Raw genomic sequence first — 22,317 nt, 5'->3', positions numbered from 1 at the left:
TCGGTTATTGCTTCCTTTTTCGCGTGTACGAGAACAGGAAACTGATGACCAGGACGAAAAAGAAAATGAACACCGTGGGATTGAATCCGCTTCCGTCTTTCGCGTCGTTCTTTGGGGATACCTGCTTTTTGCCGGCTTGCTTGGCCCTTTTCCAGATTTCCTGGAATTCGGCGAAAGTCATCGTTTTCGTGGGCGTGTAGCCTAGGCGGTTGTTGATGTTGTCGGTGTAGTCCTTGAATGTCTGGTAGAGCTTTTCCTCGGAGAAGAGGGCGGGAATCTCGAGCAGTTCCCATACGGCGCTGAACATGGAGACGAGCGCCTGCTCGATGTCGCCCCATTCGGGAATGGCGGTGTAGGTGCGACCGTTTTCGAGGAGTTGGACCAGTTCGCCGTAGGCTTCGTCGTCGGCCCAGGATTCTAGGACCGTCTTGGATGGGGGCAAAAACCCGATTTGCTTGGTGTAGGCATCGAGGTTTGCGTCATTGGTGAGGTACAGGAGCAGCTTGAGTGCGTTGGGATTGCTGTTCTTTGCCGGGATGGCGAGGTTCGATCCGCCGACAAAGCTGATGCTTCCGGCAGCTCCCTTCGGGATGGGGAATACGGTGACGCTGTCCGCTCCGATACGCGCATTCGAAAGGCCACCCATGGAACCGTTGAACCGTGTCTGCATCACGATTTCGGCGGTGTTCACGATGAAGGCGAGTTCGCCGTTGTTGAACTGCTGGGCGATTTGAGCCGTGTTGAGTTGCAGTGTTTCGCTAGAGACTAGAGTGTCGAGGATGAAGTTCAGGTACTTGGCGATACCCTTCAGCGTGGGCTCGGTGAGGATGTTCGCCTGCCACTTGCCGTCGTTGTCTTTGGCGATGAAGTCTCCGCCTTCGCTCCAGACCCAGGGCGCGAAGTTGTGCGGAATGTTCCAGTCGCTCTTGCCGGGGAAGGCGTAGCCGCGGACTTTGGCTCCGTCTTCGAGCAGTTCCCTGCCCTGGTTCACCTTGGCGATTGCCGCAGAAAAGCCTTCGTAGGTGGCGATGTCATCTTTCCCGATGCCGTATTTTTTGAGAATCCGCTTGTTGGCGAGGACGGGGCGGATGTCGATGAACCAGGGAACGGAATAGATGGTGGTGTCGGCATCGATGTGCGTGGTGCCCCAGCTTGCCGCGACAAACCTGTCGGGCATAATCTTGCCCAGGTAAGGGTTGAGGGGTTTGATTTCGCCTCGGGAGGCAAAATAGGGAATCCACGAGGTGCCGAGCTGCAGCACGTCGGGTGCGCCCTTGCCTGTCTCGAGGGTGGATGCGATTCGGTTCCAGGCCTCGCCCCAGTCGAGAACCTGGACTTGGACGGGGAGATGCGTCTCCTCGGTGAACTTGGCAAGCTGCTGTTCCAGCTTCTCTTGCGGGGAGGCGCCGTTGGGCATGATCCATACCGAAAGCGTGTCGGTGGCAAAAGCGGCGGATGCGGAAAGAGCTGCCGCGATGGCGAGCGTCCTTGTGAAAAATGACATAAAAACTCCTTGACTGAACCCCAAAAAGACAAAAAAAGTGATTTTGAATAAAAGTCCTTTTCAAAATAACAAATAATTTGTATTTTCCTTGGCAAAAAATTGAAAAAAGGGGAGCAGATGCATGTTGCTTGTGGAATAGCCGTGTCCGGCGAAAATATCCTTATCTGTAAGAGGGTTCAAGGGGGGCCCTATGCGGGCCGCTGGGAGTTTCCGACCGCGGTTCTCGATGCCGGGGAGACCCTCGAAGAGAGCCTCGAAAGGTCGTTTTTTGAGCGACTTTCGCTGAATTTGGAAAAATTTGGCTGTTTGGGGGCCTTTGATTCGGTTTGCGCCCGGGGCGTCCGGGTGCACGCCTTTAGGGTAAAATGCCCCGATTTTTCCATGGTGCTTTCGGGCTACGATGATGCTAAATGGGTTCATATCAAGAAGTTGGAGCGTTTTCCGCTCATTCCGGACGCTGTGACGCTTGTCAAAGTGTTGCAAAAAAATATCGTATTTTTCCCGCAATAAGATGTTTTTTTAGTTATATTTTCCCATAGTCGTAAAAAACGATGAACTCAATCCTTAAGGAGTAAATAAAATGAAAAAAGGTATCGCTACCCTCATTTGCGCAAGCCTCATCACCCTCACCGGCTGCTATGGCAGCAACGCTTGCTTCGAAAAGCTTCACAAGTGGAACGGCACGCTTGGTAACAAGTGGCTCAATTCCATCGTTCACTTCATCCTCAACATCTTCGGTGTTTACTGGATTTGCTTGGGCCTCATCGACGGCCTCGTCCTCAACACTGTCGAATTCTGGACTGGCTCCAACCCGCTCGCTGCTGGTGACTCCTACTTCGAGCAGGATGCTCAGGGCAACTCCATCGCCGCTGTGAAGAACGCCGATGGCACGATGTCTGTCGAAGTGACCACCGCTGCTGGTGAAAAGGCTAACCTCACGCTCCAGCGCGACGAAAACGTCGTCCGCGCTCTCGACGCTGAAGGCAACCTCGTTGCTCAGTACGACATCGAAAAGTAATTCTACTTTGAAAATGTTTCGGAATCCCTGCCTTTTGCGGCGGGGATTTCTTTTTTTCTATGGAATTGCCGAAAAACTTTGTTTACGGGCGCTTTTTTTTTAGAAAAATCGAAAAAATCCGAAATTTTAATGTATTTTGGGGGTATGACAGGGCGTTTTCTACAGTTGGGACGTCTGATTGCGGTATTGGCTATCGCAGTCTGTTTTTGCGCATGCGTCGAAGACGACGTGAAGCGCGGGAACGAGGCGCTCCGGATTGGCGACTATGACCGTGCCGTCCTGAACTTTTCGAAGGCGCTCGACGTGCAACCCGCTGACCGCGATGCCCGCTACGGCTTGGCCCTTGCGTACTACGCTATCGCCGAGGACAGGGAGAGGCTCAAGGGGGCCACCCGCGACCTCTGGGAACGTGCCGTAAAGGAATTCCGCATCCTTTCGAATGTCGATAGCAGCGGCCGCATTGACGCCGCTTACTCGACGGGGCTCTTCTACCTTGCCCGTGCGACCCTTGCCGAGGATTCCCGCACGAACGTGCTGCCGCTGTTGGACCATTCCATCCTGCTCGATACGGCGAACTACTTCAGCTATAACCTCAAGGCTCTGATCCTTGCAAACCAGGGCCGCGTGGAGGAAGCCAAAAAGATTTACGTTTACATCGTGACGAAGGAACCGAAATTCGCGTCTGCGTACCTGAACCTCGGAAATATCTACTGGGAAGAGCACGATGTGGAATCGGCCTGGGATATCTGGTCGATGGGGCACGAGGCCCTGCCTAAGGATGCCGCTCTTGCACGCTGGACTCATGTTGCCGAGGATTCCCTCAAGGCCATGGTCCAATCCGGGGAACTATGAGCGTACTCGACGATGCTTGCGGATGCACCCTCCTGCACGAAGGCGGCGAGGCCCGGATTTACAAGTTTAATTCCGGCGGACGTTCTTTTGTCCTGAAGTGGTATGCGGAAGGCGTCCGCATCGACAGTCGCTCGGTCGAAGTCCTGCTGCGTGGCCGTTTCCCCGGTGCCTACAGGATTTTTGAATCGGGGGTGCGCGAGGGTCGAGCCTACCTGGTCTACGAATTTATCGAAGGTGCGGAATCGGATGCCGTCGCGCCGCTGCCGCCTGCGGTCGCGCTCTATTCCTTGCGGAAGGTGACGCGGACCCTTTCGGACCTTGCAAGGCAGGGTGTCCATCATGGCGACCTGAACCCCTCGAACGTGATTTTCGGTCGCGACGGCGAACCCGTCGTTATCGACTGCGGAATAGTCGGTCCCGGTGCTCCCGCCTTTGCCGCTCCGGAACGCTTTCAGGGGAAGCCCGCCACGGAAAAGAGCGACCTCTACAGCCTGGGCATGCTCCTGTATTGCTGGCTCGCGGGGGAACCGCTGCTTTCGGTTGCGGATTTCGACGCGTATGCGGCTGCCGCGAATTCTGCGGATGGTCTCGACCCGACGACCTTGCTATATGCGAAGGGCGTGGGTGCGGAAACACTTGCGAGGCTCGAACCTTTGTGGAAGGGGCTGCTCCGTTCAAGTCCCGAAGATCGCGTAGAAGATTTCGACGAGCTCGACGAACTTCTCGAAATCGCCTTCGATGCAGAATGCGGCGGCGAGGTTGTCTGGAATTCTACCCGCAAGGCGTTCATGGCTTCGGTCGAATCAAAAATCGGAACGAATTGTTGCAATAGAGGTGAAACGTGCGATTTGCCTGTAGCGTTTGCCGTGACCAAACGCACAGGGCGTCGGCGAGTTGCGCTGCTTCTTGCTGCGATTGTTCTTATATTGTCTGTAATGGCTCTATTCTTGCTGCTGTTGCCTGCGGGTAATTCCGTAGACGAAACGGGCAAGCGGATGCTTGAAAAGTCGAGGGCTCTTGAGACCGAGGTTCCGGAAGCGGAATCCCCGGAACCTTTCGAAAAGATGCCCGAGGCTGTCCTGGAATCCTTGCCGGTTCCGGGAACGAATGACGGCGAAGAATAAGGAAAGGATGTTTATGAAATCGGAATCGATGCTTGCAACAGAGAAAATGCTGGATGTGGTGAAGACGCTTCTCGACGAGGACAAGCCGGAAGAGCTCTTCCCGAAGATACTTTCGGTCGCGAAGGGTGTGCTGCATGCGGATGCCGGTGTCCTTGATATCGCCGGCGATTCTCCGCTCCACTTCTCGAATCCGGAACAGGTATCCATTTCTATCTCGGCGGTGAAACAGGCCAAAAGCGAAGGCAAGGCGGTGGTGTGGAACCAGCTCGACGACGATGGGGCGGACCTCTCGAAGTCGATTGTGCAAAACCAGCTCACGAGCATCATGGTGTCGCCTTTCCGCACTCCCGATAGCGAATCGGGCTACCTCTACTTGCAGCGCGCCGCCCGCAAGGAGCCCTTTACCGATGAAGACAGCGAACTGTTTGATTCGTTTGTCGCTGTCTGCGAAAAGTTTGCGTTTGCGGCCTACGACCGCCTGCGCGACAAGGAATCCCTGGACGTTTTGAAGAACGTTGTCCGCAAGGATGGAATCGTGTATTCGAGCCCGGCGATGTCCGAACTTGTCGCCTTGGCCGAAAAGCTCGCACCGCTCCCGCTCCCGGTGATTATCCGTGGCGAGACGGGTACGGGCAAGGAAGTTTTCGCGAGGTTCATCCACAGGCAGAGCCCGCGCGCCGAACGCCCGTTCATTGCGGTGAACTGCGGCGCCATCCCGGAACACCTAATCGAATCGCTCCTGTTTGGGCATGCGAAGGGCTCGTTCACGGGTGCCATCGATTCTCGCAAGGGCTTTTTCGAGGAAGCCGACGGCGGCACCATATTCCTCGACGAAATCGGCGACCTGCCGCTGAACATGCAGGTGAAACTGTTGCGCGTGCTGCAGGAAAAGCATATCACGCGCGTGGGCGATAACCGCGAAATCCCGGTGAACGTGCGCGTCATCTCCGCGACACATGTGGACCTGGAAGAGGCCGTGCGCGAAAAGAAGTTCCGCGAGGACCTCTACTTCCGTATCCAGGTGATGCCCCTCTCGATTCCGCCCCTGCGTGAACGCGGACAGGACGTGGTTCTTCTGGCCGAAGAATTTATTCGCAGGTATGGCGCTGAATACGGCCGCGGAAAGTTCAAGCTAAGCCGCAATTCCGAGAAGGCGCTGCTCGGCTACCATTGGCCGGGAAACGTCCGCGAACTCGAGAACCGCATCCAGAAGGCGCTTGTCCAGGCGGTCCACGGGGTCATCCAGCCCAAGGATCTGGGGCTCGACGACCTGCAGGAGCAGACGAAGGAAAGTCCCCGCACGCTCAAGGAAGCCCGCGAGGCCGTGGAACGCGATGTCATTTCTAGGGCCCTGCGGGACAGCAACGCGAACCTCACGCTGGCGGCCACGATCCTCGGGATTGACCGCAAGGTGCTTCGCGAGGTGATGGAGCGCCTGGGTATCAAGAAAGAGGATTTCCGGAACTGATGCGTAATTTGGAAAAACGGGACTTTTGAACCCGGTGGGACAATGGGTATCAATTTTTACTTTGCTTTTGGATGCATTTTATCTATATTATTGACGATAGGTGGCTAAAAAACCTAGAAAGAAAGCCTAAAGGGATGTTGGCACGGTTTTTGCAGTAGAAAGAGTATGAAACGCTTGACTTTCATATCAATGGTTCTCATCGCGGCGGCGCTCTCGTTCGCCCGCGATGGCCTTGCTGCTCCGGAGTCCAGCATTCCGACCCCTGCCGAAAGGACGGAAGTTTCGCAAGGAACCCCGGATTTGGGCGCTAAGGAAAGTGCAGACTGGCAAAAGCTACGTGCAGAAAGAAAGCAGGCGAGGGAACAGATCCTCTCCAGGTTGAGGGAAAGTTCCAACGTCGAGAAGCAGGATATACGTCAGAAGGTTTCGAAAAATCGGAACGAAGAGTCTCACTTCGAAGGGAAAAAGCATCAAAAAGAGCCTCGCGAGCGTCGTCCGGAGGCTGAACGTCCGGAACGCGCTGATTCTCCCGAAATGAATCCGATGCGGGGCAATCCCGGCTTCATGCCATTTCCTTGGTGGGGCTGGGGTCCGATGCCTCCGAAATGAATAAAATCGCAGTAGTACTGATACTATTGCTTTCGTCTGTCCTCTTGGCCGAGACCCAGGAGGAGGTTTACTATCAGGCGTTGAAGGCAGAAGAAGCCGGGGATGTTTCCGGCTCCCTTTCGTTGTTTGAACGCGCCATCGATATCGGCGGCGAATATACCGACGAAATCCGCGGAATTGTGAACGAATACTACGATGCCCTGGGAATCTCCCGTGACGGCAGTTCGGTCTCGTTCCGTCTTCAGGGCGATGTGGGCGGCTATGCCCTGCGCTACGATGATTTTTCCGCTTCGGATTCGAGCGCCCGATATGGCGGAGATGCTTACCTGACGCTGAACGCGTTCCTGGACTGGAACGTGGGCGACTGGATCCACTCCTTTGGCCTCTCTTTTGCGATGGACCGCATTTTTGCGGACAACGTCCCCGTGCTGGACACTTGTACCTGGATGCTGGTGCCCGGGATTGAGTATTCCCTTGTTGGGGAAAGCCTCATGCTCGATGTTGGCATGGAATACAACATCTACGACATGGATAAGTTTGAACCCGCCGCGTTCCTATGGTTCGAGTTCGATGCGAAACGCTTCGAGAAACAGCGTATCGGAGCCGCGATTTGGGGCTATACCCGTTGGGGCGGGAATACGACTGCGGCCGTCTATGCGACGTGGCACCGGACTGTGCCGCTGGGCCTGAACGGCCAGGTCTATGCGGGTGTTAAGTACAAGGCCGATTCCCTCGCCGATGTCATCGGCTATGTCGACAAGCTCTCGGAAGATTGCGAGCGGAACGAATTCGGAATGTGCGTCGACGGAAGCATGCCTCCCGGGACGATGCCCCCCTTTACGGATTTCTGGGGGGAGTGCGTCAGGGACCATGGCGAGGAAGTCTGCGCCGATTCCAGGAATGGCATCCTGCAATCGTATATGGATGCTGCCTACGCCGACTGGCTAGAACAGATGGCGCAGGCGGAAACTTCCGATGTGGAAATGGAATACCGTATGAGCCGTTGGATTGGCCCTACGGTCCGCTCGAAGATTTCGTACCGGTTCCGGAACAGGCTTTCCCTGGAATCCAAGATGAACCTTCTGTACGCGTTCCTGGTGGATGGCGCGTCTAGCGAATACGAGAAGATGCGCAAGTTCTCTGTCTCGTGGGGCCTTTCGCTCGGATGGAACCCGAACATTTTCACGTTTTACGTTGGCTTCGAGCAGCTCTACCTGCATTACTGGCTTCCCAACAGCCTCAAGAACTATTTCCCCGACAACAGCCTCGTGAACGAAGTGAAACTCGGGGTGAAATTCGACATCTAGCGCAGCATTTGATGCTGATTTTGGGGAAAAGAAAAGAGGGCGGATGAACCGTCCTCTTTTCATGGAGATAGTGGGAGTCGAACCCATGACCTACAGATTGCGAACCTGTCGCTCTACCAACTGAGCTATATCCCCGTAAGTGATGCCAAATATATCTTATAAGTGCGCTTCCGTCAAGTGTGGATGCCTCAAAAATCGCATTTTGATGCAGATTTGGCGATAGATTCGTCTACTGGCTATTTGTTCCTGTTTTCCACGAGCTCGGTGGCGAGTTTCTTCATGCCGTTGAAATCCCACTTGCCGCTCCCGAGCTTGGGGATGCTTTCGACATTGAATACGGAACCCGGCAGCATCAGCGGGGGAATTCCGGACTTGCGCAGCCTGCGCGAGATTTCCTCGACGTCGCAGTCGCCATTCACGAGCAGCACGATGCGTTCGCCCTTCACCGAATCGGGGACGGCGGTCACGGCGAATTCCATGTTGTCGAGGATTTTCGATTCGGCAATGCGGAGCTCCACGGCGGTAAGCGAAATCATTTCGCCGCCGAGTTTCGCGAACCGGCTGTAGCGGCCGAGAATCTGGACGAACCCGTCGGGGGTGAGCTTGCACTTGTCGCCCGTCTTGTACCAGCGTCTGCCGTCGATCTCGATGACGACGGAATCCGTCTTTTCCGGATCCTTGAGGTAGCCCTTCATTACCTGCGGGCCGGACACGACAAGCATGCCCTCTTCGCCTTGCGGCATGAACTCGTTGGTCTCGGGGTCGATGATTGCCGCGATGGAACCCGGGACTCCCATGCCGATGCTCGACAGGTCGCAGCACTTTTCGAGGGTGAGGAAGTCGTCGAGCAGTGCGTTCGGGGCATTGAGCGTGGCAAGCGGCGTGAGTTCCGTGCAGCCGTAGCCTTCGTAGATATCCTTTCCGAACTTGAGCTTGAATGTCTCGCGCATCTCGGGACGGAGCTTTTCGGCACCTGCGATGATGTAGCGGAGCGAATCGAGGCACATGGGGTGGACCCAGCGGCTCACGACGATGGCGCGCAGGAATGTGGGGGTTCCCATCAGGATGGTCGTCTTGTACTGGGCGCACACGCGGGCGAGCGTCTTGATGTCGGTCGGGTCGGGGCAGAGCACCATGGGAACGCCGTCCAAAAGCGGCATCATGAACGTGAGCGTGAAGCCGAAGGAATGGAACAGGGGCAGGAGCGCCGTCATTACGTCGGTGCGGCAGAGCTTGATGATGTGGTCGCCCTGCTGCGCGTTCGAGATGACATTCTTGTGCGTGAGCTCCACGCCCTTCGGCGAACCTTCGGAACCGGAACTGAAGAGGATGACTGCATCGTCGGAAAGCTTGGCGGAAGTGAACCAGAGCCTGCGGAGGATGGGCTTGGGAGTCGCGATGACTATGAACGTTGAGAAGATACGGTCGAACGTGGTAATCTTCGCTTCTTCCTCGTCGAGGTAGATCATTTTGCATTTCCCGGCAATTTGCCCGAACGCGGGGTTCCTGCCGCAGATTTTTTCGTAGAACGCGTGTGTCGTGACGACCGTGGAAACATCGGCCTTCTCGATGCAGCCGAGGATGGTGTCGACGGGGGAGGAATAGTTGAGGTTCACGCTGGTCTTTCCGGCGCCCAGGATGGACATGATGCCGAGTGCCGCGTCGCGGCTGGTCGCGAGCATGAATCCCACGTTTTGGTCGTTCCTTGCGACGGAGCGGATTTTCTTGCCGAAGTAGTGGCAGAGGCGAATCATTCCGTAGCCGCTCACGTGGTTGCCTGCGGGGTCGATAAGGATGACTCGGCTGCGGCGTTTGCGCATGGCCTTAAACCAGAGCGGGACAATCGATTCGGAGTGGTCCATCGCCATGTTCCAGATGTCGGTGGCGAGGAACTGCAGGTCTTTGCGGATTTGCTTCTCGCTGGCGTCTGTGGGGAGCGGCTTCCCGAATCCGACGCTGATGACGCGGTTGAAGGATTGCGGACGGTTGACGCATTCGGAGGCCTGGCTGTAGCGGCTGCCCCAGAGCCCTTGGATGTAGAACGGCACAATCTGGGCGCCTGTACCCTCGATTGCCTTGGAGTAGTCGAGGGAGAATGTCGAAACGAAGGGAGTTTTCGAGACTTCGCCCTCGGGGAAGATGACGACAGCTTCGCCATTCAGGAGCGCCTTGCGGATTTCTTCCATGGCGGGGGCCGGGTCGCGCCTGTTGATGTCGATGACGAATTTTCCGTGCGAAAGCCAGCGTAGGTACCAGTCGGCGAACGTGTTCCTGTTGCTTGCGATGCGGAGAGGCCTTGGGCTCGACATCTGGAGTACGGCCCAGTCGATAAAGCTGAAGTGCGGCCCCACCAGGAGGAGGGGGCCCGTCTCGGGGATGTTCTGCACGCCCATCACCTTGACGCGGTAGCGGAATACGAAAGCGAATGCGAATCGCAGTGCCGCGCGCAGCAGGGCCATCGGGGTCTGCCTGAGGTTCGTGATGAAGGTCAGCGCCAGGATGACCGCGAGGATCATGAAGCAGTGGTCGACCGTTATTGGCGTAAAGATGAGTAATAGTGTCTGCCCGCCCATGATGAGCACGAGGAACGCCATCTGGATGCAGTTGGCGACGGCATGGATGCGGCCTGCTGTGTCGGGACGCGTGAAACTCTGGATGACCGTGCGGAGGATGACGAATGCGGAGCCGGCGCAGAATCCGATGATGCCGTAGAGGATGCCCTGGAGCCAGTCGTTGTGTACGAAGGGTAGTGCGACCATCGTGCCAGCCGATACGGCGGCCGAGAAGGGGATGAATCCGGTCTCGACGAATCCCTTGGATGCCCAGCTTGCCGACAGGGCGCCGATGACGTAGCCCAGCGTGACGATGAACATCGAGATGGGAATGACCGCCGTGTTGAGCATGTCGGTCATGTTCTGGATGAGGATGAGGAATATCTGCGTCACGCCCCAGAACGCGGAAAGCCCGAGGATGGAAAGGCGCACGATGGGGTGGCTCCAGGTGGCGGAGAAGTTGCGCATCGGGGAACGAAGCTTGAGCGAATCGTGGTGTGCTCCGACGCGGATGCAGAACCCGGCGATGGTCGCGACGACGCTGAGTCCAAGGTAAATCCAGAGAGTAAGGTCAATGCTTACGGGGGAATCGGGCCTGCCCGAAAGCCCCATGGCGAAGAACGCCGCGCCCGCCGTGCCGAGGACGGAGAGCACCATGTACCAGGAGTTGATTTTTACGAGGTCTTCGCTTTCGACCATCTCCTTCATGATGCCGAGCTTTGCGGGGCTCAGTACCGCGAGGAAAATGCCGTAGAGGCCGAGAAGACCGTAGGCGACCCATTCGGCGCCGGCCACGTAGCACACGACAATCGCGATGACGGAGGCCAGCATCCCCACGGACGACCATGCCATCACGCGACCCTTGTGGAAGTGGCCTGCGAAGTAGCTTGCCGCGGGCATCATGAATATGCTCGGGGCAAAAATGGCGACCTGGAGTAACATACTGCGCCACCAGAACGCGGACCCCTCGAATGAGAATGACAGCCAGCGCTGGAAGTGGACGAACAGGCCCATCTGCACAAAAATGCTGCAAAAGACGAACAACAGGAACGCGAAGACGCTGGGGTACTTGCTCAGTTTCATAGATCCTCGAAAAGATGCTTAATAATAGAATTATGTAGAATATAGGGAAGTGTTCGCTTAAGGTCAAAAAACTTACAATTTTATTACTTTTGGCCGGTCGTCGGGCATGTTCCAAGTCGGAAAGTTTTTTTTGAAAAAAAATTTCTTTTATTCGAAAAGAAAGTTATATTTCGGCAAGGATGGTATTGGGATCACCAATCCTTAGAGACGGAGGAGTCTATGAAAGCAAAAGTTCTTACTGTTGGTATGGCCGTTGCAGCGTCGTTTGCGTTTGCAGAGTATGTGAATCCTGAAATCTGGTTCGATGGAACTGATGCAGAAATGTGGATAAGTACCCCTAATCCAGAAAATCTTTCGCATGACCCAGGAATACTTGGCAGCTATTGGTACGATCTTGATGACCGCAAGAATGACCGTGGTGGATCCTACGCACTTTATCCGTACGACACCACGGGTTATAACGGCTCGTTGATTGCTCCGATGATTGACAGTCTCGGCTACCTGGTTATCAAGTACTATCTGGAAGATCCGGCAATTACGGGGCAATCAGAAGAATATCCTTACAACTTCGTCAAGTTCGGTTTTAATATAGTTCAAATGGGCGACCCTGGGCTCGACATTTCGTCGACCGGGGGGCTTTGTGCCACTTATACCTCAGATATGGAAGTATGGCTTGAGGTCATTACAGACAAAACCGGCAACACCCCATGTTTTGCGAAGCTTCCCAAGGCTGTAGAGCCGACGACGGTCGACAAGGCGATCGAGGATTTTGCTCAGCCGTCGTGGGCTGCGGATTCTAACAAAGTTGCCAGTTGCATGGAGGCGTTCAAGGCGGCTCGGTCGGTCATGTTTAAACTCGATGGCGGTGCGTCTGTGATGGAAGGCGCACTTCGTATTTTCGAGGTCGGTCCCAAAGGGACTTGTAAGGGCGGAAAATCTATCGTTGATGAATGCTGGTCGTATTGTAAGTCCGATGGCGATGGACATGCTGTTTGCAGGGGCCGGGATAGGTGTGGTGTCAGTAATTTGCGAAAATCCGTTTGGGCGGCCTCGCATTCTGTTACTGTAAATGGTCGTATCGTAAGTTTGAACGGACTTGGCCGCACGGCGCAATACAAACTTTTCGACATGCAGGGCAACGTGGTCCGTAGTGGCTATGCCGCTGGACGCATCGATTTCGGCGGGGTAAAGTCTGGCAGCTACCTGCTCAAGGTCAAGGGCAATCTGGAACTGACCGAGAAGATTGTGCTGAAGTAGATGCTCCGTAAAAAGGTCGCTTTGTATTGAAATTTTGCACAAATGTTCACTAAAAATTAGACGGCTAGGCCGTCTTTTTTTATATTTGGGGCATGACCAAGTCTATCGAAATCCGCGATGCGCACGAGCATAATTTACGCCATGTGAACCTTTCCATTCCCCGCGATTCCATCGTGGTGGTGACCGGCGTTTCCGGTTCGGGCAAGTCGAGTCTTGCCTTCGATACAGTGTTCCAGGAAGGCCAGCGGCGTTTTGTGGAGTCGCTCTCGGCGTATGCGCGCCAGTTCATTGGCCGCATGAAACACCCCGAGGTGGAGAGCGTGCGCGGCATTTCTCCGACGATTTCGATTGACCAGAAGACGGTGAACCGAAACCCGCGTTCGACGGTGGGTACGGTGGTTGAAATTTTGGACCATTACCGCTTGCTTTTTGCCCGCCTCGGCGTGCCGCATTGCCCCGATTGCGGGCGAGTAATCCAGGCGCAGACGGTGGACCAGATTGTCGATAATTTGTATGTGAGCGATGAAGGCAAGCAGATTACGGTGATGGCGCCGATTGTGCAGGAGCGCAAGGGCGAATACCGCAAGGAACTGGCGGAACTCAAGGAAAACGGATTTGTGCGTGCCCGCGTGGACGGGACGATTTACAGGCTTGAAGAAGTGCCTGCGCTGGTGCGTTACGAGAAGCACACGATTGAGGCGGTGATTGACCGCTTGACGCTGGAACGCAAGAACATGAGCCGCCTGCGCGAGGCGCTGGAAGGCGCACTGAAATTGACCGACGGAAAGTTGGTGAGCTTCTTGCTGTCGGCAGGTGAGGGCAAGGAAGAATACCGCCTGCAGGGAACGCTGCTCGCTTGCCCCAAGTGCGGCATCTCCATCCCGGAACTGGAACCTCGGTTCTTCAGCTTTAACGACCCGAAGGGCCGCTGTCCCGCCTGTAAGGGTATGGGCGAAAGTTACAAGTTCGACCTGGACTTGATTATCCCAGACAAGACGAAATCCATCAAGGAAGGCTGCATCGCGACCATCAAGAAGGATGACGGTACGCTGATTTTCAGCGACTTCGGGCGCCGCAACTTGAGGAACATCGCGAACGAGATGCATTTTTCGCTGGATACGCCGTGGAACAAGCTCAAGAAGGCGCAACAGGATGCCGTGCTTTACGGAACGCCGAGCGAATCGGAACGCGGAATTATCCCGATTATGCAGGAACTGTGGGACATGTGGCACATCTACCACTTCCGCAAGTACATGCAAATTGGCGTTTGCCCCGAATGCCACGGCACGCGCATCAACCGTACGGCGAATGCGGTCACGTTCCATGGCGTGAATCTGACCGAGATGACGGAATGGTCCGTCGAGAAGTCGGTGGAATTTTTCAATAAGATTGACTTGTCCGAAAAGGAAAAGCGAATCGGCAAGGAGATTCTGAAAGAAATCCGCGGGCGACTTTCATTCCTCAATGCGGTGGGGCTGGGGTACCTGACTATCAACCGCAAGGCGTCCACGCTTTCGGGCGGTGAAGCGCAGCGAATCAGGCTTGCAAGTGCCGTGGGCGCCGGCCTGCAGGGCGTGCTTTACGTGCTTGACGAGCCGAGCATCGGGCTCCACCCGCGCGATAACGATAAACTGCTCGGGATGCTGGAGCATTTGCGTGCGCAGGGCAATTCCCTGATTATCGTGGAACACGACGAAGACACCATGCGCCATGCGGACTGCGTGATTGACGTGGGGCCGGGTGCCGGCGTGGAAGGCGGTCGCGTGATTGCGGCAGGAACCGTTGAGGAGCTGGAGAAGAACAAGGCTTCGCTCACGGGCGCGTACTTGAGCGGTCGCAAGGCCATCGAGATTCCCGAGAAGCGCAAGAAGATTGACAAGAATACGCCGAAACTCAAGATTTGCGGTGCGGCGGAAAACAACCTCAAGAACATCGATGTGGAAATTCCGCTGGACGGTGCGTTGACCGTGGTGACGGGCGTTTCGGGCTCCGGCAAGAGTACGCTGATTAATCAGATTTTGCGCCGCGAACTGGCCCGCGTGTTCTACAATTCCGAAGAACCGATAGGCAAGTTCGACCATCTGGAAGGCCTCGAAAACATCGACAAGGTGATTGAAATCGACCAGACGCCCATTGGCCGCACGCCGCGAAGCAATCCGGCGACGTATACCAAGATTTGGGACGATATCCGCGACCTTTTCGCGAGCATGGAGGAAAGCAAAATTCGCGGTTACAGCAAGAGCCGATTCAGTTTTAACGTGAAGGGCGGCCGCTGCGATGCCTGCGAAGGCGCGGGCGTGAAAATTGTGGATATGCACATTTTGCCCAGCGTGCAGGTGACTTGCGATGTGTGCGGCGGCAAGCGCTTTAACGATGCAACGCGCGAAGTCTATTATAAGGGCAAGAACGTCTCCGAAATTCTCGATATGAGCATTGCCGATGCGGCGGAATTCTTCAAGGACATCCCGAAGATTGCAGAACCGCTGAATTTGCTTGTGGAAGTGGGTCTCGGCTACCTTACTTTGGGCCAGCCTTCGACAACGCTGAGCGGGGGAGAGGCGCAGCGCATTAAAATTGCTTCTGAACTGCGTCGCCCGGGTACCGGCAAGACGCTTTACCTGCTCGACGAACCGACGACGGGCTTGCATTTCGAAGATATCCGCAAGCTCATGGATTGCCTGAATCGTCTGCGTAGCCTCGGCAACAGCGTCGTGATTATCGAACACAATTTGGACGTGATCAAGTGCGCCGACTGGATTATCGACTTGGGCCCGGATGCAGGCATTCATGGTGGTCGCGTGATTGCGACGGGAACGCCGGAACAGATTGCGAAGAGCAAGAAGTCCGAGACGGGCCGCTATCTCGCGCCGGTGCTTGCGAAAAAGCATGGCGAGAACAAGCATTTCGACCGCACGCTCAAGGGCGGCGAAGACTTGTCGCTGGATATCGAGGTGCATGGCGCCCGCAAGCATAACCTGAAGAATATTGACGTGACGATTCCGCGCCACAAGCTTACGGTCGTGACGGGCGTTTCGGGCTCCGGCAAGTCGAGCCTCGCGTTCCATACGCTCTTTAGCGAAGGCCAGCGCCGCTTTGTAGAGACGTTGAGCACATATGCCCGCCGCTTCTTGGGCCGCCCTGACCACGGGAGCATCGATTCCATTTCGGGTTTGGCACCTGCGATTGCGATTGACCAGAAGAGTGCGAGCAAGAGCCCGCGCTCTACGGTGGCGACCCTCACCGAAATTTATGACTACTTCCGCATTTTCTGGGCGAGGGTCGGCACCCCGCATTGTTTAAAATGCGGGAAGCCTGTGTCTTCGTACAGCGCGGGCGACCTGATGCAATACGCCTTCGACCGCGACTTGAATAAGAAAGTCACTGTGCTTGCTCCGTTCGAAATCAAGGATGTGCTCAAACTTTCGAAAATCCTCACTGAGAAGGGCTACCGCAAGGTTTACCTCGGCAATAAACTGGAGGAACTTCCGCTGCCGAAGATTCCGACCCGCGAAAAACAGTTGTTCGCTGTGGTCGATACGGTGGTGGTCAAGGAAAAAAACCGTGCCCGCCTGGTAGAAGCCTTTGAACGCGGCTACCGCGACGGCAACGGAATTCTCTACGTGGAAGATGAAAAGGGCGGTCGCTTGGCCTGCTCCGAAAAGCCGGGCTGCCCCGATTGCGGCTGGTACATGGATTCGGCGTTGAACCCGAAACACTTCAGTTTCAACACGCACTGGGGCGCTTGCGAAACCTGCCTTGGCCTCGGTCACTTTAAAGATGGCGAAGTTTGCCCGGATTGTCACGGCGAACGCCTCAAACCCGAATACCTTGCGGTTCGCATCGGCGACAAGAACATTATGGATGTGAACCACATGAGCATCGCCCAGGCGCTCGAATGGTTCAGCAACGAAAACTTCAAACGCGACAATTTCGGAAAAGACAAAAATCCCGATGGCAAGATGACGGTCGCCGAACCTTTGCTCCGCGAAATTGTCGGACGTCTCAACTTCCTCAAGGGCGTGGGGCTCGGCTACATCGGCCTTGACCGCGCGGGCGACACGCTCAGTGGCGGTGAATCGCAGCGCATTCGCCTCGCAAGCCAGATCGGTAGCGGCCTCGAAGGCGTGCTCTATGTGCTTGACGAACCTACGGTGGGCCTGCACGAAAGCGATACCGCCATGTTGCTCGATACGCTTTACCGCCTGCGCGACCTCGGTAATACGCTTGTCGTTGTGGAACATGACATGAAGATGATGCAGGCGGCGGACCATATTATCGATATGGGTCCGGCGGCGGGAGAGTTCGGTGGCGAGGTCGTCGCCGAAGGTTCTCCGGAACAGCTTTCCAAGCCGTATGCCTTGCAGCAGTTCCCGCGCAGCGAAACGGTCAAGTATTTGACGCACACCATCCCGATGGCAAACGAGATCGCGGCAAAACCTATTACCGATTCCACGGAATTCTACGAATTCGAAAAACTGAATCATAACAACCTTAAGAATTTGTCTGTAAAGTTCCCGAAGGGTGCCATTAGCGTGGTCTGCGGTGTGTCTGGCTCGGGCAAGAGCTCCATGGTCATGGACGAAATCTACCCGCGGCTCAAGAAGAAGTTCCAGGCCCGCGGCCGCAAAAAACAGAGCGGCGAAGTGTTGCTGGTGGACCAAAGCCCGATTTCAGGGACGCCTCGCAGCACGCCCGCGAGTTTCACGGGCGTGTTTGACGAAATCCGTAGGCTTTTCGCCAAACTGCCGCAAGCCAAGTTGAAGGGCTTCGACTATGGCCGCTTCAGTTACAACTTGGCTCGCGGTCGCTGCGAGGCCTGCGAAGGCCGCGGTGCCATTTCGGTGGAAATGCACTTCCTTTCGGATGTGTGGGAAGTCTGCGATGTCTGCGGTGGCAAACGCTACAACCAGGAAACCCTCACCGTTACTTTCAAGGGCAAGAATATCGCCGATGTGCTCGACATGCGCGTTGCCGAAGCCTGCGAATTCTTCAAGGACCAGCCTAAAATTCTTCCGAAGCTGGAATGCCTGCGCGATGTGGGTCTCCCGTACGTGAAACTCGGCCAGTCCGTCACCACGCTCAGCGGCGGCGAATCCCAGCGCCTCAAGTTGGCGGCGGAACTTGCCCGCAAGCCTGCCCAGGAAATGGTCTACCTGCTCGACGAACCGACTACAGGGCTCCACCTCAAGGACATTCAGATCCTCTGGAACATGTTGCGCAAGCTTTCGGCCCGTGGCGATACCATTATTGTCATCGAACACCACCCGGACATTATCCGCCTCGCCGACTGGAAGGTGGAACTCGGGCCCGTCGGTGGCGAAAAGGGCGGATATTTGCTCGAAATGGGCAAAAACAACCAATAATCACGAACAAAGTCCTTACAAAGATGTTATCTTTAAATATGGTTGGGCTATGGTTTTTTCTGTAGCCGTGAGTAATTAACAGGAGAAGTTATGTCCTTTGCCCGTTTGCTGCCTCTATTGCTGTTGGTCCCGGCGCTTTCTTTTGCCGATGCCGACAAGAATTTCAAGGTCGCACCGAACCAGTTTACGACCGGAAGCGTGGTTGATCCCATTGCGAACATGGCTGTCGAAATGAAGGGGCCGTCCCTCGTTTCGCAGAAGCCGGTCTTCCCGCTGAAGACAAATACCCTCTACTGGAGGCACAAGAAGGGTCCGAAGGAATACCAGTGGGTTCCGGGGCAGCTGAACTACAACAATTTCAAGAAACTTCACGCCTTTAGCCTCGAGGATGCGCATTTGAACTCCTTCGAAGTTGCCCAGATGCGTTTCTACGCTTCGCAGAACAAGAAGGCTTTCCAGGACGAGGACGATCTCTACTTCGACAAGTATTTCATTTATTCTCCCCGCGTGCCGAAGCTCCTGTTCATCAAGAACGGCAAGTGGCAGATTCTGAATGAGACTGCCTTGCCCGGTGTCGTGGTCTTCAAGAGCGATGTGAAGGGGCTCGAGTCCGCATTCGAAGAGGCTCCGTTGAAAAAGCTTCCGAAGGCAATTTATCCGCTCAAGGAAGGCGCCTACGTGTTCGAATTCTCTGCCCCGGGTTTTCTTCCGTTGGTGGATATCGGATCGGTCAAGTCCGGCGAAATTCTCGTGATGCAGCCCAAGCTAATGAAGATTGATTCCTCCAAGGCCGACAAGAAGGTCGAACTTTCGATGGATGAAGCTTCTGTCAAGGCGGCCAAGAACCTCGAAGAAACGGAAATCCTCTATGACAAGTTCATCGCCGAACTGCAGAAGGTCGTGGATATCCTGGATACGAACGCTTTTGCGAAGGGCTATCCCCAGGTCAAGCCTGCTGTGGCGGTTGGCCTCTACGAAGGCGATGCTACTTATGAAAATTACAGGTCCGCTTATGAAGGCGTGCGTCTTAGGGCGAAAGAAGCGTGGCGCAATTCCCACATGAAGGGCGTTAGCGAAATCAATACGGCCTTCAAGAAAAAGCTCGACAGCTTGCAGGCGCTCCCGCTCCGTGGAACGATGGCTCCTGTTTCCTTTGAGCCCGTCCGTGAAAGGGTGGTCGAAGGGGAAGGCGTCGATTCTGCGTCGGCACCCATGAAAGAAGTCAAGTTCAAGTTCGGCCAGGATGGCCAGCGCTTCGACGTGATGTGGAAGGGAACGGCCAAGGGCATGAATGCTGACAGTCTCTATTCCCTCTTCCAGAACCATGCGGGCGAAGTCAAGGTGTTTATAAGCCTCAAGCAGAACAAGCCGGTGTGGATCCGTAAGGACGGCGTGATTACTGGCCGCCACCATTACCGCTACACTCGCATCGAGTTCGAATACAATGGCCAGAACCTGGTGGGACTGGGCGACTTCATCTTGCCGGAATATATCGTGGACGAACCGGAGGTGCAGGAATGGCTGAACCAGTATGATGCGGACGATATTGCTCTCCAGCAGAAGACCGCCGCCGAAGCGAAGGCGAAGGCTGTCGCCGCGCAGCAGAAGAACGATACCGTCTATGCGAAGGATGTCGATATGCCGGGCTTCAGCAAGATGAGCATTCCGCGCATTATCCGCGACAACACCTACGGCGCGGTCGCTCTGATTGATTCGGGTTCCTTCCGCTACAAGGGCCGCGTAGTCAAGATGTCCCCGTTCGCTATCATGACGACCGAGATGAGCCAGCAGCTCTTCGACCAGACCATGCTCCGCGAACCGGATACGACCAAGCATATCAAGAACCGCTCTGTCTACAAGAATCCTTCGAAGCCGGTCCACAATATCACGTGGGATGATGCTCGTGCTACATGCAAGATGCTTGGCGGTGACCTGCCGACGGAAGCCCAGTGGGAATTTGCCGGCCGTGCCGACAATAACGAAGGCGCCATCTGGGTCCTGGACGAGGACGGCGATGTCGGCGATTACGCCATCTACCGCGAGAATTCGTACAAGATGGGCAAGAAGAGCCCAGCCTACGGCCCGCAGCCTGTCGCATCGAAGAAGCCGAACGCATGGGGCATCTACGACATGTCCGGAAACGTTGCCGAATGGACCCGCGACAAGTACTTCATGTTCTCGTTCTGGGTGGAATCCTCTAACCCGACGGGTGCGATGATGGGCTCGACCAAGGTTTACAAGGGCGGTTCCTGGAAGGACAAGGAATCGATGCAGAACCTGACGGAAAGCGACGACGAAGACCCGCGCTACTGGTCCGACGCCATCGGGTTCCGCTGCGTATTCCCGAAGAAACTTTTTGAGGGACGCTAATGGCGACTGCCGCTGAAGAACTCAAGAGCGACAAGCGATTCAAGCTATTCCGGAAGATTATCTCGGTTCCCTACCTGCTGGCCCTTCTCGGGTTGCTGATGCCGCTTATGACGGTATCGTGTGGCGACACGCAGGTCATTGCGGAACCGTCGTTCTACGAGATTGCTTCCGGACTCGACATGCATGAAGCGCTGAAGGAGCCTGCCAAGGGTTACCTTGAGAAGATGGAACAGAGCAACCCGAAGTCCCTGGAAAGGTTTAAGGAATCGCTCCCCGGTTTCCCGCAGCTGGAACCGGTTCCGCATCTGTTCGGGATAGTTGGCGCGTTGGTGCTCGCGGCTGCCTTTGCCTGGTTTACGGCGCTTGGCTCACTGACAATGGGCATGCTCTCGATGTTTGCGCTATGGGCGTTCTTCTCGCAGATAGGGCGCGCCTGTGTCAATATGGGCATGCAGGTTCTGCATGTGGAGCCGGGCGCTGGAATCTATGCTGCGTCCGTGCTGATTCTCATCGGAACGGCGATGAACCTCGCCGCAATCATCCGCCCGATTATCGTAGAATTCAAAGCGAAAAGAAAATAGGGAAGGCTCCGCCCTCCCTAAGACCCTCCTAAAACACGAAAAAAATTTCGGCAAGCAAGCTTACCTCACGCATACGAGAACGTATGCGAAAAAGCTTTGCGCGACTTATCTTAGTTACACGTTAAACAGGAAGTACATGATGTCGCCATCCTGTACCAGGTAGTCCTTGCCTTCGGTGCGGACGAGGCCCGCTTCTTTGGCGGCGTTCCAGCTGCCGTGCTTGAGGAAGTCCGCATAGCTGAGTGTTTCTGCACGGATGAAGCCGCGTTCGAAGTCGGTGTGGATGACGCCTGCGCACTGTGGGGCCTTGTAGCCAGCATGGAACGTCCAGGCGCGGCATTCCTTTTCACCCGCGGTGAAGAACGTGCGGAGGCCCAGGATTTCGTAGCCCTTGCGCACTACGGCGTCGAGGCCGGATTCCTTCATGCCGAGTTCCTTCAGGAATTCGGCCTTGTCTGCAGGTTCCATCGCGGAAAGTTCTTCTTCAATCTTGCCGCTGATGACGATGACTTCGTGGCCGTTTGCGGCGGCGTATTCCTTGAGCTTGTCCACGTAGGCGTTTCCGGTGAGGATGTCGTCTTCCTTCACGTTGGCGCAGTAGAAGAGCGGTTTTGCGGTGAGGAGCGCAAGGTCCTTGACGATGAGCTCCATCTCGTCGCTGTCGTGCATCACGGTGCGTGCGGCCTTGCCTTCTTCCATGGTCTTCTTCAAAAGTTCGCAGGCGGCGAGGCGAGCCTTCGCTTCGGCGTTGCCGGTGCGGGCGCCCTTCGCTTCGGTAGAAAGGCGCTTCTCGACGGTGTCGAGGTCCTTGAGGATGAGCTCGGTCTCGATGACTTCTACGTCGCGCACCGGGTCCACGGAACCGCTCACGTGCACGATGTTCTCGTCGTCGAAGCAGCGGATGACTTCCATGATGGCTTCGCATTCGCGGATGTGGGTGAGGAACTGGTTGCCGAGGCCTTCGCCCTGGGCGGCCCCCTTCACGAGGCCGGCGATGTCCACGAATTCAGTGACGGCGGGGACGATGGACTTCGGGTTGTAGACCTTCACGAGTTCGTCGAGGCGGCTGTCCGGGACGCTCACCATGCCTACGTTCGGCTCGATAGTGCAGAAGGGGTAGTTCGCGGCTTCGGCGCCGGCGTTGGTGATTGCGTTAAAGATGGTGGACTTGCCTACGTTCGGGAGGCCTACGATACCGCATTTGAAACCCATGGTAAACTCCGATTGAA

At 55.7% G+C, this 22,317-nt stretch carries 14 protein-coding genes and 1 tRNA gene; 11 read left to right on the top strand and 4 right to left on the bottom strand.

Features of this window, described 5'->3' with window-relative positions:
- Positions 1–4: 4 nt before the first annotated feature.
- Entirely contained in the window at positions 5–1,504 is a 1,500-nt protein-coding gene (locus B4B27_RS04665) for an extracellular solute-binding protein (protein ID WP_290724154.1), read from the bottom strand.
- Positions 1,505–1,621: 117 nt separating this feature from the next.
- On the opposite strand from B4B27_RS04665, the gene B4B27_RS04660 reads away from it, so the two are divergent.
- From B4B27_RS04660 to B4B27_RS04630, 7 genes are all read left to right on the top strand, one after another.
- On the top strand, positions 1,622–2,014 hold the full coding sequence (locus B4B27_RS04660) for an NUDIX domain-containing protein (RefSeq protein ID WP_290724152.1): 393 nt from the start codon (positions 1,622–1,624) through the stop codon (positions 2,012–2,014).
- 70 nt (positions 2,015–2,084) lie between these two features.
- Positions 2,085–2,522, top strand: a complete 438-nt coding sequence (locus B4B27_RS04655; RefSeq protein WP_173364955.1) for a DUF3332 family protein — start codon at positions 2,085–2,087, stop codon at positions 2,520–2,522.
- A gap of 144 nt (positions 2,523–2,666) precedes the next feature.
- Positions 2,667–3,374, top strand: coding sequence for a tetratricopeptide repeat protein (locus B4B27_RS04650; protein ID WP_290724150.1), 708 nt, complete (start codon positions 2,667–2,669; stop codon positions 3,372–3,374).
- Entirely contained in the window at positions 3,371–4,498 is a 1,128-nt protein-coding gene (locus B4B27_RS04645) for a serine/threonine protein kinase (protein WP_290724148.1), read from the top strand. Before B4B27_RS04650 ends, B4B27_RS04645 begins: the two co-directional genes overlap by 4 nt.
- 13 nt (positions 4,499–4,511) lie before the next feature.
- Complete coding sequence (locus tag B4B27_RS04640; protein ID WP_290724145.1) at positions 4,512–5,966, top strand: sigma-54 interaction domain-containing protein; 1,455 nt, start codon at positions 4,512–4,514, stop codon at positions 5,964–5,966.
- A gap of 165 nt (positions 5,967–6,131) precedes the next feature.
- Positions 6,132–6,575, top strand: coding sequence for a hypothetical protein (locus tag B4B27_RS04635; RefSeq protein WP_173380921.1), 444 nt, complete (start codon positions 6,132–6,134; stop codon positions 6,573–6,575).
- Entirely contained in the window at positions 6,572–7,882 is a 1,311-nt protein-coding gene (locus tag B4B27_RS04630; RefSeq protein WP_290724143.1) for a hypothetical protein, read from the top strand. The genes B4B27_RS04635 and B4B27_RS04630 overlap by 4 nt, the downstream gene beginning before the upstream one ends.
- A gap of 62 nt (positions 7,883–7,944) precedes the next feature.
- Here B4B27_RS04630 and B4B27_RS04625 read toward each other — a convergent pair.
- Both B4B27_RS04625 and B4B27_RS04620 read right to left on the bottom strand, forming a co-directional pair.
- Positions 7,945–8,017 (bottom strand) — tRNA-Ala (locus B4B27_RS04625).
- 101 nt (positions 8,018–8,118) lie between these two features.
- A complete protein-coding gene (locus tag B4B27_RS04620) occupies positions 8,119–11,517 on the bottom strand; it encodes an MFS transporter (protein WP_290724141.1) in 3,399 nt (1,132 codons plus the stop codon).
- A gap of 219 nt (positions 11,518–11,736) precedes the next feature.
- On the opposite strand from B4B27_RS04620, the gene B4B27_RS04615 reads away from it, so the two are divergent.
- The 4 genes from B4B27_RS04615 to B4B27_RS04600 all read left to right on the top strand — a co-directional run bounded on the left by B4B27_RS04615 (position 11,737) and on the right by B4B27_RS04600 (position 21,088).
- The gene (locus tag B4B27_RS04615) at positions 11,737–12,774 is read left to right on the top strand and encodes a T9SS type A sorting domain-containing protein (RefSeq protein WP_290724139.1); all 1,038 of its coding nucleotides are present in this window, start codon (positions 11,737–11,739) and stop codon (positions 12,772–12,774) included.
- A gap of 92 nt (positions 12,775–12,866) precedes the next feature.
- Entirely contained in the window at positions 12,867–18,137 is a 5,271-nt protein-coding gene (gene uvrA / locus B4B27_RS04610; protein WP_290724137.1) for an excinuclease ABC subunit UvrA, read from the top strand.
- Positions 18,138–18,227: 90 nt separating this feature from the next.
- On the top strand, positions 18,228–20,507 hold the full coding sequence (locus B4B27_RS04605) for a formylglycine-generating enzyme family protein (RefSeq protein ID WP_290724135.1): 2,280 nt from the start codon (positions 18,228–18,230) through the stop codon (positions 20,505–20,507).
- On the top strand, positions 20,507–21,088 hold the full coding sequence (locus B4B27_RS04600; protein WP_173364944.1) for a hypothetical protein: 582 nt from the start codon (positions 20,507–20,509) through the stop codon (positions 21,086–21,088). Before B4B27_RS04605 ends, B4B27_RS04600 begins: the two co-directional genes overlap by 1 nt.
- A gap of 114 nt (positions 21,089–21,202) precedes the next feature.
- Here B4B27_RS04600 and ychF read toward each other — a convergent pair whose 3' ends face one another.
- A complete protein-coding gene (gene ychF / locus B4B27_RS04595) occupies positions 21,203–22,300 on the bottom strand; it encodes a redox-regulated ATPase YchF (RefSeq protein ID WP_173364943.1) in 1,098 nt (365 codons plus the stop codon).
- Between the last annotated feature and the right edge of the window lie 17 nt (positions 22,301–22,317).

The sequence above is a fragment of the Fibrobacter sp. UBA2449 genome, from assembly GCF_002342555.1.
In the GTDB taxonomy this organism is placed as follows: Bacteria; Fibrobacterota; Fibrobacteria; order Fibrobacterales; family Fibrobacteraceae; genus Fibrobacter.
The sequence above is the reverse complement of the archived record's forward strand: the minus strand, read 5'-3'. Positions and strand labels throughout refer to the sequence as shown.